The 14,311-nt window shown below is 50.1% G+C and carries 9 protein-coding genes; 7 read left to right on the top strand and 2 right to left on the bottom strand.

The genetic code is table 11. The features are described 5' to 3' along the window. Positions 1-168 precede the first annotated feature (168 nt). Together eda and edd are read right to left on the bottom strand one after the other, a co-directional pair. A complete protein-coding gene (gene eda, locus C1H71_RS12110) occupies positions 169-792 on the bottom strand; it encodes a bifunctional 4-hydroxy-2-oxoglutarate aldolase/2-dehydro-3-deoxy-phosphogluconate aldolase (RefSeq protein WP_130106768.1) in 624 nt (207 codons plus the stop codon). Between the two features lie 84 nt (positions 793-876). Next, positions 877-2,703 (bottom strand): phosphogluconate dehydratase, encoded by a 1,827-nt coding sequence (edd, locus tag C1H71_RS12105; RefSeq protein ID WP_130106767.1) that lies wholly within the window; start codon positions 2,701-2,703, stop codon positions 877-879. A gap of 336 nt (positions 2,704-3,039) precedes the next feature. Between edd and zwf the strand changes: the two genes are divergently transcribed. From zwf to lpdA, 7 genes are all read left to right on the top strand, one after another. Then, positions 3,040-4,494, top strand: a complete 1,455-nt coding sequence (gene zwf / locus C1H71_RS12100; protein ID WP_130106766.1) for a glucose-6-phosphate dehydrogenase — start codon at positions 3,040-3,042, stop codon at positions 4,492-4,494. A 62-nt stretch (positions 4,495-4,556) separates the two neighbouring features. Further along, entirely contained in the window at positions 4,557-5,258 is a 702-nt protein-coding gene (gene pgl / locus C1H71_RS12095; RefSeq protein ID WP_130106765.1) for a 6-phosphogluconolactonase, read from the top strand. A gap of 84 nt (positions 5,259-5,342) precedes the next feature. Then, positions 5,343-6,194 carry a transcriptional regulator HexR gene (hexR, locus tag C1H71_RS12090; protein WP_130106764.1) on the top strand — a complete coding sequence of 284 codons (852 nt, stop codon included), beginning with the start codon at positions 5,343-5,345 and terminating at the stop codon, positions 6,192-6,194. A 19-nt stretch (positions 6,195-6,213) separates the two neighbouring features. Beyond that, positions 6,214-7,860, top strand: coding sequence for a glucose-6-phosphate isomerase (gene pgi, locus C1H71_RS12085; RefSeq protein ID WP_130106763.1), 1,647 nt, complete (start codon positions 6,214-6,216; stop codon positions 7,858-7,860). 124 nt (positions 7,861-7,984) lie between these two features. Further along, complete coding sequence (gene aceE / locus C1H71_RS12080; RefSeq protein WP_130106762.1) at positions 7,985-10,642, top strand: pyruvate dehydrogenase (acetyl-transferring), homodimeric type; 2,658 nt, start codon at positions 7,985-7,987, stop codon at positions 10,640-10,642. A gap of 100 nt (positions 10,643-10,742) precedes the next feature. Beyond that, positions 10,743-12,371: a dihydrolipoyllysine-residue acetyltransferase gene (aceF, locus tag C1H71_RS12075; protein WP_130106761.1), complete on the top strand. Its 1,629-nt coding sequence runs from the start codon at positions 10,743-10,745 to the stop codon at positions 12,369-12,371. Between the two features lie 164 nt (positions 12,372-12,535). Next, positions 12,536-14,302, top strand: coding sequence for a dihydrolipoyl dehydrogenase (gene lpdA, locus C1H71_RS12070; protein ID WP_130108218.1), 1,767 nt, complete (start codon positions 12,536-12,538; stop codon positions 14,300-14,302). Positions 14,303-14,311 lie beyond the last annotated feature (9 nt).

Here is a 14,311-nt window from a genome sequence, read left to right as displayed (position 1 = left end):
CAGAGAGTTCAGAAAAAACGCGCCCGTTATAGAGCCGCGCATAAAAAAATCGAATACAAAGAATACCCAACTGTCGCCTTGCTGACGATATGGCTATTCCCTATAAATAATGAAATATTGATTTAAATCTGAGGGTGAGCACGTTTTTATGCCCACCTTACAATTTAATTACTTTCCAAATGCCGCCGCAGCACGAGCAAGCGCTGTAATACCAGCCCAATCACCCGCTGCAACCATTTCCTTAGGCGCCAACCAAGAGCCACCCACGCAACCTACGTTTGGCAAGGCCAATAACTTAGGTGCAGATTCAGGGCTTACACCACCAGTTGGGCAAAATAAGATTTGTGGCAGCGGTCCACCCATTGCTTTCAGCATACCCAAGCTACCGGCTTGCTCAGCAGGGAATAACTTCAGCGCATCAAAGCCTTCTTCCAAAGCAGCAATCGCTTCAGAAGGCGTCATTACACCGGGTAGTAATTCAATTTGTGCAGCACGAGCGGCAGCAGCTAACTTAGGTGTCAGCCCAGGGGTTACAGCAAAGACTGCTCCGGCAGCTTTCGCTTCAGCAAATTGTTCAGGTCGAACCACGGTGCCCACACCCACAATAGCGCCAGGCACATTATCAACAATCGCACGCACTGCAGCTAAAGCTGCTTCGGTACGTAAAGTCACCTCAAGAACACAGATGCCCCCCTCTACCAAGGCTTTAGCCAATGGCACGGCGTGTTCTACTTTCTCGATGACCAAAACCGGCATCACCGGACAAGAGCGCATGATTTCGCGAATTTGCATGGGTTGTTCTTCCTGTTCTGTAGTAAATGATGTGATGAGTAGGATGGGTTAAACGCAGCTCCACCCATCCGATGTACAACTTAATTAATGAGCCAAGCCCATACTGATCGCGCCCTCTTCTGCGCCGGTTGCTGCACCACGGAAAGTCGCGAACAGCTCGCGCCCCATGCCATGTTCATTTGCAGATAAATCTGCAGTATCCACGGTTCGAGCAGCCCATTCAGCCGCATCAACCAAGGCTTCAACGATGCCCGCATCGGCATCTAAGCGAATCATATCGCCGCTTCTCACCTTACCGAGTGGCCCACCATTTAATACTTCTGGCGTCATATGGATAGCCGACGGTACTTTACCCGATGCGCCCGACATGCGCCCATCGGTAACCAGCGCTACTTTAAAGCCACGATCCTGCAATAAACCCAGCACAGGGGTGAGCTTATGCAGCTCGGGCATACCATTGGCACGTGGCCCTTGGAAACGCAGCACCACCACAAAGTCTTTTTCTAGCTCGCCACGTTTAAATGCCGCCAGTACATCGTCTTGATCATTAAACACAATTGCAGGGGCAACTACGTTACGGTTTTCTGGCTTAACGGCCGAAATTTTAATCACGGAGCGGCCCAAATTACCAACCAAAAGACGTAAACCACCATCGGCGCTAAATGGATTACTTGCATGACGAACTACATTGTCATCCACTGGCTCGGTAGGCGCTGCACGCCATACCGCCTTACCATCTTCACCAAGGAAAGGCTCATTGGCATAAGGGCGCAAGCTCTTACCTGCCACGGTCAACACGTCTTCGTGCATCAAACCTGCATCTAGCAATTCACGAATCAAGAAACCCATACCGCCAGCGGCATGGAAGTGATTTACATCTGCAGAGCCGTTTGGATAGATTTTTGCGAGCAATGGAATAATTGCGGATAAATCGTCGAAATCACTCCAATCAATGATGATGCCAGCAGCCCGTGCAATGGCAATCAAATGAATGGTGTGATTGGTTGAGCCACCGGTTGCCATCAGGCCAACAATACCGTTCACAATGCATTTTTCATCAACCACTTTTCCGACAGGGGTAAACTCATTGCCCTTATAAGTAATAGCAATAGCACGTTGTGCTGCCGCAACAGTTAAGGCATCACGCAGTGGGGTATTCGGGTTTACAAAGGCCGCACCAGGCAAGTGCAAGCCCATGACTTCCATCAACATTTGATTAGAATTGGCCGTACCAAAAAAGGTGCAGGTACCGGCACCGTGGTAAGAGCCTTCTTCAGAGGCTAATAATTCTTCACGGCCACATTTACCTTCGGCAAATAATTGGCGCGCCTTGGCTTTTTCACTGTTAGCGATGCCAGAAGTCATTGGCCCAGCAGGAACAAATACCGTTGGTAAATGGCCAAACTGCAAAGCACCAATCAACAACCCCGGTACGATCTTGTCACAAACGCCTAAGCAAACTACGCTATCAAACACATTGTGTGATAGTCCAACCGCAGTAGACATTGCGATCACATCGCGGCTAAACAAGCTCAGCTCCATGCCCGGCTGGCCTTGGGTTACCCCATCACACATTGCGGGTACGCCACCGGCAAATTGCGCAGTCGCACCGGCTTGACGAACGGCTTCTTTAATCAGGGCAGGGAAAGCTTCAAAGGGTTGGTGCGCGGACAGCATGTCATTGTATGCAGAGACAATTCCCAAATTAGGCTGACGCATTTCACGCATCATAATTTTGTCGTTTTCTGGCGCAGCAGCCCAAGCATGAGCCTGATTGGTACAGGCTAAACCTTTACGTGAAGGCTCCTTACTTGCGGCCAACTCAAGGTGGGCCAAATAACGCGAACGGGGGCCTTGGCTTCTTGCAATAATACGGGCGGTGACTTCAGCAAGCTTGGGATGAACAGACATAAACAGGGGCTCCGAGTTACGGCGGCATCACGACGCCACGTACATTTCTATAAAATTGATCGTAGTTTTACTACAAAGCATCTATAACTTCAACCGCATCGACTGGGAAATACAATTTCGTTGCGCTGCATCAATAGTCAACATTTACACAGGGTTACCATTCTACGCTACGTGTTAACCCCCATCATTAACGGCCCTTGGCGAATTTCGTTTGCGCCACTATTTAGCTGTGTAGTAAGATTACAAAGTCTTACGCGCCAAGTAGGCTCTGCTCTGTTTTTACGAAGCAGTTGTGCTAAGGGCCAAAAACCGACTCAAGTATAAGGATTCTCGCGGATGACTCAGATCGACGCTTTCGACATGGTGCTGTTCGGCGGCACTGGCGACTTGGTAATGCGTAAATTATTACCAGCGCTCTATCACCAACATCAAGAAGGGAATTTGCCCCTAGAAGGGCGCATTGTCTGTTTAGGCCGTAGTGTTCCTGATACCGCAGCTTACCTCAATAAAGCCCACGCTTTAGCTGTAGGCTATCTGGGCAAGCACTACAATGACGCCGACTGGGCTACATTTGCTGAACGGATTGAATATTTGCATCTTGATTCCAATCATCCAGAAGAATTCACCAAATTAGCCGATGCGCTGAATGCTTTTCCTAAGCGTGTTCGTGTGTTTTACCTCTCGACTGCACCTGATTTATTCGCTCCTATTTCCAAGAGTCTTTCTGAAGTGGGCCTTGCCGCTGGTAATGCCCGCGTGGTGCTTGAAAAGCCACTTGGACACGATTTAGCCTCATCAAATAAAATTAATGATGAAGTCGGTGAATATTTCCAAGAACACCAAATTTATCGAATCGACCATTATTTGGGCAAAGAGCCCGTCCAAAACCTAATGGCGCTGCGTTTTGCCAATACGCTGCTTGAGCCACTTTGGCGCAGGGAATGGATTCGCGACGTACAAATTACCGTAACCGAACAAGTTGGTGTTGAATCCCGTGCGGATTTTTACGATAAAACGGGTGCACTGCGCGATATGGTGCAAAACCACCTCTTGCAACTGCTCACCATCGTTGCGATGGAGCCACCAGCATCGATCGATGCCGATGCCGTCCGTGATGAAAAACTCAAAATTTTACGTGCACTAAAACCCCTATCCCCTGAAGATGTACACACCAAAGTAGTACGTGGTCAGTACCGTGCTGGGGCCGTGGCTGGCAAACCTGTGCCTGGCTATTTAGATGAGCCAGATGTGCCTGCTGGCTCCAAAACCGAAACCTTTGTTGCCCTTAAGGCAGAGATTCAAACTTGGCGCTGGGCAGGTGTGCCGTTTTACCTGCGCACAGGTAAACGTCTATCTGACCGCCTTGCCGAGATCGTGATTAACTTCCGTGAAACGCCTCATTCTATCTATGGCCGCGCCGCCAGCACGCCGAATCGCTTAGTGATTCAGCTGCAGCCCGATGAATCCGTGCGCCTCTATATGATGGCAAAAGAGCCGGGTAATCAAGGCCGCTTGCGCCCTGTGCATTTGGATATGGATTTCAAAGAAACCTTCCAAACCCGCAGCCCAGAAGCTTATGAGCGTCTGTTGCTAGATGTGATTCGTGGTGATCTATCGCTATTTGTACGCCGCGATGAGCAACGTGCCGCATGGCGTTGGGTGGAGCCTATTATCGATAACTGGGAAAGCAGCCCAGATGGTCCTAAGCCATACACGGCAGGCACTTGGGGCCCAGCGGCTTCTTCTGCTTTACTATCCCGTGATGGCCTATGCTGGCACGAAGAAGATTAATTTAAATTAACAAGCGGGCCGGTTTTCTGGCCCGTTCTTTCATCATCATTAAAGGTAACTACATGTCGTCTCTGTCCTGGCAGGAATTTGTCTCTAAAGGCGAGCTAGATCAACAACTGGCTGACTTTATCGCACAAACATTAAGCGAGGCCATTGCTGCACGTGGCCAGGCAGGGATTGCGGTATCTGGTGGCAGAACGCCAGCAGGCATGTTTAAAGCGCTACGCGTTAAAGAGCTAGATTGGTCAAAAGTCATCATTACTTTAGCCGATGAGCGCTGGGTTGCCCCCGATCATGCCGATAGTAATGAGCGCCTCACCCGCGAGAATCTACTGCAAGATAAAGCGGCAAGCGCCACATTTATCTCACAAGTCTCCAGCGCCCAAACAGCCCATGAAGGGCAAGCCACAATTGAAGCTCGCCTTGCAGCCCTGCCCGCTCCGCTTGATGTATTAATTTTAGGCATGGGAGATGATGGCCATACCGCCTCGCTATTTCCTAAGGCCGCAGAGCTAGAATTTGCCTGTGCCTCAACAGCGCGCTGCGCTGCAGTTACCCCACCAGCCGCACCGCATCAGCGTATTACACTGACGCTGCCGACCTTGGCGGCAGCCCGCTCGGTAATCGTACATATCACTGGTGAGAGTAAAAAAGCATTATTGCAAGAAGCTTTACTTGAGCAAAAAACCGAAACCGAGCTATTTCCTATCCGCCGAGTACTGAATCAGTGCAATGGGCTTAAACAGGTATTTTGGGCCGCATAAGAGATGTAGGGTGGGCATCATTGCCCACGCGTCGATGTCAAAGTTCTGCGTGGGCAAATGCCTAACCTACAGAGAGAAAAATACATGCTCGAACGTATCAAGGCCGCACTCGATAGCCTCAGCAAATCAGAACGCAAAGTCGCAGAGTTGGTGATTGAGCAACCTAATTTGGTGGCTAACGCCCCGATCGCTCAAATTGCCGAACTGGCATTGGTTTCACAACCGACTGTGATTCGATTCTGTCGTTCACTCAACTGCTCTGGCTTGCAAGATTTCAAGCTACGTCTCACACGCAGCTTGGTGTCTGGCGTGCCCTATGTGCACTCTATGGTGAGCCGCGATGATTCAGCACACGATCTAGCACGCAAATTATTTGATAACAATATTTCGCACCTACTGCGTTGCCGTAATGAGCTGGACACCGATGTATTGGAGCGTGCAATTACCATCATGTCGAATGCCAAAAAGATCGAAGTCTATGGTCAGGGGCAATCTGGCGCGGTGGCTATTGATGCGCAAAATAAGTTTTTCCGCTTAGGCGTGCCTACCGTTTCCTATACCGATCCACATATGCATGGCATGAGCGCATCCATGCTTGGGCCAGGGGATGCGGTAGTTGCTGTATCTAACTCAGGCCGCACTTTGGATTTACTGCGCTCAGTAGAAATTGCCCGCGATGCTGGAGCCGACGTAATCGGCATTACCCATTCCAAATCGCCATTGGCTAAGCGTTGCACGCTTTGTCTATATGCCGACACGATGGAAGACCCCGATCTCTACACTCCAATGATTACCCGCATTGTGCATCTGGTAATTATCGACGTACTTGCAGTTGGCGTGGCGCTCAGGCGTGGGCCAGAACTCATAGACCAACTCGAAAAAATGAAGCGCAGCCTTAAAGAAAAGCGCGTTCGTGGTCATGACAATTACAGCTGATTAGATAAGGATAGATTAGATGTCAAACCTCACTCAAACACCCGCGTGGCTGGCGTTAGAAGAGCACTTCAAAGAAGTGTCGCACCTGCATCTGCGTGATTTGTTTAACGACGACCCACAGCGCTTTGACAAATTTTCGCTTGAATCAGGCGGCCTGTTTTTTGATTATTCAAAAAACCGCATCACCGCCCAGACCATGACTTTGCTGATGGACTTGGCACGTCAGTGCGGCCTAGAAGCGCGTATCAAAGCGATGTTTTCTGGGCAAAAAATCAACAGCACCGAACACCGTGCCGTGCTACACACCGCATTGCGCAATCTAGACAAGCATCCATTAATCGTGGATGGCGAAGATGTCATGCCCAAGGTCAATGCCGTTAAAGAAAAAATCGGCGACTTCTCAGATAAAGTTCGCTCAGGTGAATGGCTGGGTTACACTGGAAAAGTGATTACAGATATTGTCAATATCGGCATTGGCGGCTCCGACCTTGGCCCGCTGATGGTGTGCCAAGCACTCAAAGATTACGGCCACAAACGCTTAAAAATGCATTTTGTTTCGACGGTAGACGGCGATCAAGTGATGTCAGTACTAGCGGAACTTAACCCAGAAACAACGCTCTTTATTATTTCATCCAAAACATTTACCACCCAAGAAACGCTGACCAATGCCCGCACATCACGTGCATGGTTTGTAAAAGCATCGGGTGATGAAAAACATATTGCCAAACATTTTGTGGCCGTTTCGACCAATGCCAAAGCCGTAGGCGAATTTGGTATTGATACCAATAATATGTTTGAGTTCTGGGATTGGGTTGGTGGCCGCTATAGCCTATGGAGCGCAATTGGTTTACCGATTGCTATTTATTTAGGCAAACATAATTACCAAGATTTGCTGCATGGTGCATATACCATGGATCAGCATTTTTGCAGCAAGCCATTAGAGCAAAATCTGCCAGTCATTATGGGCATGTTAGGTGTTTGGTACGTTAATTTCTTTGGCGCATCTACTCAGCTGATTTCCCCTTATAACCAATCGCTTTATCGCTTCCCTGCATATTTGCAACAACTGGATATGGAATCAAACGGTAAAACGGTTGATTTGGATGGCAAACGCGTGAATTATCGCACCGGCCCCGTGGTATGGGGTGACACCGGCATTAACGGGCAACACGCTTATTACCAGTTATTGCATCAGGGCAGCCAAATTGTGCCCGTTGATTTTATTGCCACAATCGAGCATCCAGATATTCCTGAACCGCATAACACGATTCTGATGGCCAATGTATTTGCCCAAACAGAAGCGTTTTTACGCGGTAAAAATGAAGCCGAAGTACGGGCAGAATTAGATATCCAAGGCATTACCGGCGAAGCCCAAGATGCTTTAGTTCCGCATAAAGTATTTGAAGGTAATCGCCCAACGAATACCATCTTAATGCAGCGTTTATCTCCGCGGCGTTTAGGTGCATTGATTGCGCTGTACGAGCACAAAGTATTCGTACAGGGCACGGTCTGGAATATTAATTCCTATGACCAATGGGGTGTTGAGCTTGGCAAACAATTGGCAAAAGCCATTGAAGCCGATTTAACTACTCCGGGTTTAACCACAAACCATGACGCTTCGACCAATGGTCTGGTGAATTATTACAAGCGAAATACCCCCCGTTAAACGGGATGTATTTTTATATGGCTATTACAATGCAGCCCTTTTAAAGCTGGCAGGTCCACACAACCCGTCAGCCTCCGCAGCAAAATCTGCGGAGAATTAACCCACTCACAAGGTAGAGAGACCAATGGCAGAGCAGCTTCATGACCTCGATCCCCAAGAAACGCAAGAATGGCTAGAGTCACTCGATAGCGTCCTCGAAAAAGAAGGCGCAGAGCGCGCTCATTTCCTGGTTGAAAAGCTTGTTGATCATGCGCGCCAAGATGGCGTCAATATTCCGTATACCGCTACTACAGCTTATATCAATACGATCCCAGCACACCTGCAAGCCAAGCACCCAGGTAAGCCTAATCTGGAAGAACGTATTCTGGCCTATACCCGCTGGAATGCAGCGGCGATGGTGGTTAAAGCCAATCGCGACGAAGCAGAGCCAGGCGGCCATATTTCTTCATTCGCCTCCGCAGCCACTTTATACGATATCGGCTGGAACCACTTCTGGCACGCGCCTTCAGAAAACCACGGCGGCGACTTAGTTTACTTCCAAGGCCACTCTGCACCTGGCGTTTATGCACGGGCTTTCCTTGAAGGCCGCATTACTGAAGACCAACTGAATAAATTCCGCCGTGAAGTAGAAGGCGGTGGTTTGTCGTCCTATCCACACCCTTGGCTGATGCCTGATTTCTGGCAGTTCCCAACGGTATCGATGGGTCTTGGCCCGCTGATGGCCATTTACCAAGCCCGCTTTATGAAATACCTGGACGATCGTGGCTTTAAGCAAAAAGGCGATCGTAAAGTTTGGTGCTTCTGCGGCGATGGCGAGATGGACGAGCCAGAATCTCTGGGCGCGATTTCCCTAGCTGGCCGTGAAAAGCTCGACAATCTGATCTTTGTGATTAACTGCAACTTGCAGCGCCTTGATGGCCCTGTACGCGGTAACGGCAAAATTATTCAAGAACTGGAAGGCGATTTCCGTGGCTCGGGCTGGAATGTGATTAAAGTTGTCTGGGGCACAGGCTGGGATGCCATCCTTGCTCAGGACAAAAAAGGCCTGCTGCAAAAACGCATGATGGAAGTAGTCGATGGTGAATACCAGACTTACAAATCCAAAAACGGCGCTTATGTACGCGAACACTTCTTTGGTGCTTACCCAGAATTGCTCGACTTGGTTGCGGCGATGTCAGATGACGATATCTGGCGTCTGACTCGCGGTGGTAACGATCTTTATAAAGTGTACGCAGCTTATAAAGCGGCTTCTGAGCACAAAAATCAACCGACACTGTTGCTGGTTAAAACAGTGAAAGGCTTTGGCGTAGGCGCGGCAGGCGAATCGCAAAACGTAGCGCACAACACCAAAAAGTTGTCCGATACCGATCTGCTTTACCTGCGTGATCGCTTTAATATCCCGCTAACCGACGAAGAAGCGATTGCTTGCAAATTTTACCGCCCTGCTGACGACAGCCAAGAGCTGAAGCATATGCACGAGCGCCGTTCGGCACTTGGCGGCTTTGTGCCATCCAGAAAGCCAATCGACGAGCCTCTAGAAGTACCTAGTTTAGACGCATTGCAAGGCTTATTGGGCAGCAGCGGTGAGCGTGAAATGTCCACCACCATGGCCTTTGTTCGCATCTTGAACACCTTGGTTAAAGACAAAAAAATCGGTAACCGCATCGTGCCTATCGTGCCGGATGAATCGCGCACCTTTGGTATGGAAGGCATGTTCCGCCAGCTGGGTATTTGGTCACACGTGGGTCAGTTGTACGAGCCACAAGATGCAGACCAACTAATGTTCTACAAAGAGTCCAAGACTGGCCAGGTATTGCAGGAAGGGATTAACGAAGCCGGTGCGATGAGCGATTGGATTGCTGCGGCAACGTCCTACGCCAACCACGGCGTCACCATGATTCCGTTCTACATCTACTACTCGATGTTTGGTTTCCAACGTATTGGCGACTTGGCATGGGCAGCGGGCGATTTACGCGCTCGCGGCTTCTTGGTTGGTGGTACGGCTGGCCGCACTACGCTGAACGGCGAAGGCTTGCAGCACCAAGACGGCCACGGCCATCTGTTTGCTGAGTTTATCCCGAACTGCGTGTCTTACGATCCAACCTTCGCTTACGAGCTGGCGGTGATTGTGCAAGACGGTATGCGCCGCATGTATCAAAACCAAGAGAACATCTATTACTACTTATCAGTAATGAATGAAAACTACAGCCACCCAGCTATGCCAGAAGGCTCAGAAGCCAGCATCCTGCGCGGCATGTATATGTTCCAAGAAGGTAATAAAGATACTGCACTGAAAGTGCAGCTAATGGGCTCAGGAACGATCTTCCGTGAAGTAATCGCTGCGGCAGACTTACTGAAAGCCGATTTCGGCGTGGATGCAGATATCTGGTCTTGCCCAAGCTTTAACGAATTGCGCCGTGATGGTATGGCGGTTGAGCGTCACAATATGCTCAACCCAATGGCAGCGCAGCAAGTGCCTTATGTAACTGAATGCTTGACTGGTCGTACAGGGCCTGTGATTGCGGCAACCGATTACAAACGCGCCTTTGCAGATCAAGTTCGTGAATACGTTCCTGCTAAATACGTAGTGCTGGGTTGTGACGGCTATGGCCGCTCCGACTCACGCAAAGCATTGCGTAGCTTCTTTGAAGTGGATCGCTACCACGTTGCGGTTGCTGCACTGAAAGCACTGGCTGACGAAGGTAAAATTCCTGCTGCGAAAGTAGCAGAGGCCATCGAAAAGTACGGCATTGCCAACCGCCCAGCGCCTTGGACCGTGTAAAGCAGTGAGACTTTGTCTTAAGCAGCACGCTTAAAAGACAAGGAGAAGGGATTCGTCCCTTCTCCCCTCTCACTCCATACCCCTCACAGGATTCGTATATATGAGCACATTGATTGAAGTAAAAATCCCCGACATCGGCGGCCACGAGGGCGTTGAAGTGATCGAGGTTTTTGTAAAAGTTGGCGATACCATTGAAGTAGAGCAATCACTGATTACACTCGAAACCGACAAGGCAACGATGGAAGTGCCATCGACCCACGCCGGTGTAGTAAAAGAAATGAAGATTAAAATTGGCGATAAAGCGTCTGAAGGCAGCATTGTTTTACTGCTAGAAGCTGCAGATACCGCCAGTGCAGCTGCACCTGCTGCGGCTACCGTTGCAGCTGCGCCTGCGCCTGCTCCTGTAGCTGCTCCAGCACCGGCTGCGGCTCCCGTAGCCAGCGTTGCCAGCAGCATCGAAGTGCGCGTACCGGATATCGGTGGCCACGATGCAGTTGATGTGATTGAAGTGTTTGTAAAAGTCGGCGATGTGGTTGAGAAAGAACAATCACTGATCACGCTAGAAACCGACAAAGCCTCGATGGAAGTACCGTCCCCTGAAGCGGGTGTGGTTGAAAGCATCACGCTCAAAGTAGGCGACAAAATCAGCGAAGGTGGCTTGATTCTGGTACTGAAAGGCACTGCTTCATCAGCTGCCGCAGCACCTGTGGCTGCATCTGCTAGCGTGGCGGCTCCGACTCCAGTTGCAGCGCCTGGTCCCGTTGCAGCTCCGGCAGCAGCAGCGCGTACAGTTGACGAAGCCAGCTTCAAAAAATCCCATGCATCGCCTTCGATTCGCAGCTTTGCGCGTGAATTGGGCGTTGATCTGGGCCGCATCACCGGCACTGGGCCTAAGGGCCGTATCTTGCATGGCGATGTACAAGCTTATGTGAAATCCATCATGAGCGGCCAAGCTGCAGCGCCAAATGCGCCCGCATCAACAGGTACAGGCTCTGGCCTTGATCTATTGCCTTGGCCAAAAGTTGATTTTGCCAAGTTTGGCCCAATCGAAACCAAGCCTTTAAGCCGCATCCAGAAGCTATCTGGCGCTAATCTGCACCGCAACTGGGTGGTGATTCCGCATGTGACGTTTAACGACGAATGCGATATCACCGAGCTGGAAGAATTCCGCAAATCCATCGGTAAAGAGTGGGAAAAGAGCGGCATGAAGCTCTCGCCACTGGCCTTTATTATTAAAGCCGCGGCTGAAGCGCTTAAAGCTTTCCCTACCGTCAACGCCAGCCTCGATGGCGACAATTTGATCTTAAAACAGTATTACAACATCGGCTTTGCAGCTGACACGCCAAATGGCTTGGTTGTACCTGTTATTAAAAATGTCGACCAAAAAGGCCTGAAGCAAATCGCCAAAGAATTGACCGACCTTTCCGCCTTAGCGCGTGAAGGGAAACTCAAGCCAACCGATATGCAAGGCGCAACCTTTACCATTTCTAGCCTTGGCGGCATTGGTGGCACCAGCTTTACGCCTATTGTCAACGCGCCTGAGGTGGCGATTCTTGGTGTGTGCAAATCCCAAGTTAAGCCGATCTGGAATGGCCAAGAATTTGTGCCTCGCCTGATGTGCCCATTGTCGCTGTCCTTCGATCACCGCGTAATCGACGGCGCAATGGCTGGCCGCTTCACCGTGCAACTCGGCAAGCTCCTAAGCGACATCCGCCGCTTGGTGTTGTAAGCAGACAAAGATCTGTAGACACAGAGAAAAAATAAGAACACAGAGCACACAGAGAAAAACAAAGATTAAGGTTTTCTCCGTGTTCTGCTTTTAAGCTCTGTGTACTCTGTGTCTACAGAATTTTTAGACGTTCAGCCCCTTGCACAGATCAAATGGAATAAATGATGAGCAATCTAATCGAAATTAAAGTCCCCGATATCGGTGGCCATGACAATGTGGATATCATCGAAGTCTTCGTTAAAGTCGGCGACACGGTGGCCGTTGAAGAATCTTTGATTGCGCTAGAAACCGATAAAGCGACGATGGAAGTGCCTTCCACCCATGCTGGCGTAGTAAAAGAAGTCAAAGTTGCAGTTGGCGGTAAAGTTTCTGAAGGTAGCCTGCTGGTGATTTTAGAAGTAGCCGCAACGGCAACCGCTACTCCAGCACCAAGCTCAGCAGCTCCTGCCCCAGCACTACAAGCCGCCCCCGTCGCTGGCAGCCACAGCGGCGCTGCCGACTATGAATGCGAAATGGTGGTACTCGGTGGTGGCCCCGGTGGCTACTCCGCCGCTTTCCGTGCTGCTGATCTTGGCATGAAAACCATCGTCGTTGAGCGTTTTTCTAAGCTGGGCGGTGTGTGTTTAAACGTCGGTTGTATTCCTTCTAAAGCCTTGCTACACAATGCGGCGGTGATTGACGAAGTGAAACACCTAGCGGCCAACGGGATTAAATTTGGCGAGCCAGAGATCGATATCGACGCGTTACGTGGCTTTAAAGAAAAAGTCATTGGTAAGCTAACTACGGGCTTAGCCGGTATGGCCAAGGCGCGCAAAGTTGAGTTTGTACGTGGTATAGCGCGCTTTATTGATCCTCACCATATGGAAGTGCAAATCACTTCGGGTGATGGCAAAGAAGTCACTGGCGAGACCAAAATCATCAAGTTCCAGAAAGCGATTATTGCCGCTGGCTCTTCAGTATTTAAGCTGCCTTTCGTGCCGAACGATCCACGCGTGGTTGATTCAACTGGCGCGCTGGAGCTCAAATCAGTGCCAAAACGCATGCTGATTTTGGGTGGCGGGATTATTGGCCTAGAAATGGGCACGGTTTACTCCACACTGGGCGCACGCCTTGATGTGGTAGAAATGCTCGACGGCCTGATGCAAGGTGCTGATCGCGACTTGGTTAAAGTATGGGAAAAATGGAATTCCCATCGCTTTGACAACATCATGCTCAAGACCAAAACCGTCGCACTAGAGGCTAAAGAAGATGGTATTTGGGCCACTTTTGAAGGCGAAAACGCCCCAAAAGAGCCGCAATGCTACGACCTCGTACTCCACGCTACCGGCCGTGTGCCTAACGGCGGCAAAGTTGGCGCAGAAAACGCCGGTGTGATCGTCACTGATCGCGGCTTTATCCCTGTCGACAATCAAATGCGCACCAATGTGCCGCATATTTTTGCGATTGGCGATTTAGTTGGCCAGCCTATGCTGGCGCACAAAGCCGTACACGAAGCGCACGTTGCCGCTGAAAACGCAGCCGATCATAAAGCCTTCTTTGATGCCCGCGTAATTCCTGGCGTGGCTTATACCGATCCAGAAGTCGCCTGGGTGGGTGTTACCGAAGATGAAGCCAAGAAAAACGGTATCAACTACGGTAAAGGCGTATTCCCATGGGCCGCATCTGGCCGTGCCATTGCCAATGGCCGTGACGAAGGCTTTACCAAATTGATCTTTGATCAAGACACCAAGCAAATCATCGGCGGCGCGATTGTTGGCCCGCACGCTGGCGATATGATCGGTGAAATCTGCCTAGCGATCGAAATGGGTTGCGATGCCGTGGATATCGGCAAAACCATCCATCCTCACCCAACCATGGGCGAATCGATTGGTATGGCCGCCGAAGTATTCAAAGGCGTATGTACAGATCTACCTCCGCAAAAAAAGAAATAACACTTCTTC

It is taken from the genome of Iodobacter fluviatilis (assembly GCF_004194535.1).
Classification (GTDB): domain Bacteria; phylum Pseudomonadota; class Gammaproteobacteria; order Burkholderiales; family Chitinibacteraceae; genus Iodobacter; species Iodobacter fluviatilis_A.
This window is presented reverse-complemented; position numbering and strand designations above follow the sequence as displayed.

Coding starts and splice junctions, on each gene's coding strand:
- eda (WP_130106768.1), bottom strand. CDS start 792: ATGCAAATTCGCGAAATCATGCGCTCTTGTCCGGTGATGCCGGTTTTG.
- edd (WP_130106767.1), bottom strand. CDS start 2,703: ATGTCTGTTCATCCCAAGCTTGCTGAAGTCACCGCCCGTATTATTGCA.
- zwf (WP_130106766.1), top strand. CDS start 3,040: ATGACTCAGATCGACGCTTTCGACATGGTGCTGTTCGGCGGCACTGGC.
- pgl (WP_130106765.1), top strand. CDS start 4,557: ATGTCGTCTCTGTCCTGGCAGGAATTTGTCTCTAAAGGCGAGCTAGAT.
- hexR (WP_130106764.1), top strand. CDS start 5,343: ATGCTCGAACGTATCAAGGCCGCACTCGATAGCCTCAGCAAATCAGAA.
- pgi (WP_130106763.1), top strand. CDS start 6,214: ATGTCAAACCTCACTCAAACACCCGCGTGGCTGGCGTTAGAAGAGCAC.
- aceE (WP_130106762.1), top strand. CDS start 7,985: ATGGCAGAGCAGCTTCATGACCTCGATCCCCAAGAAACGCAAGAATGG.
- aceF (WP_130106761.1), top strand. CDS start 10,743: ATGAGCACATTGATTGAAGTAAAAATCCCCGACATCGGCGGCCACGAG.
- lpdA (WP_130108218.1), top strand. CDS start 12,536: ATGAGCAATCTAATCGAAATTAAAGTCCCCGATATCGGTGGCCATGAC.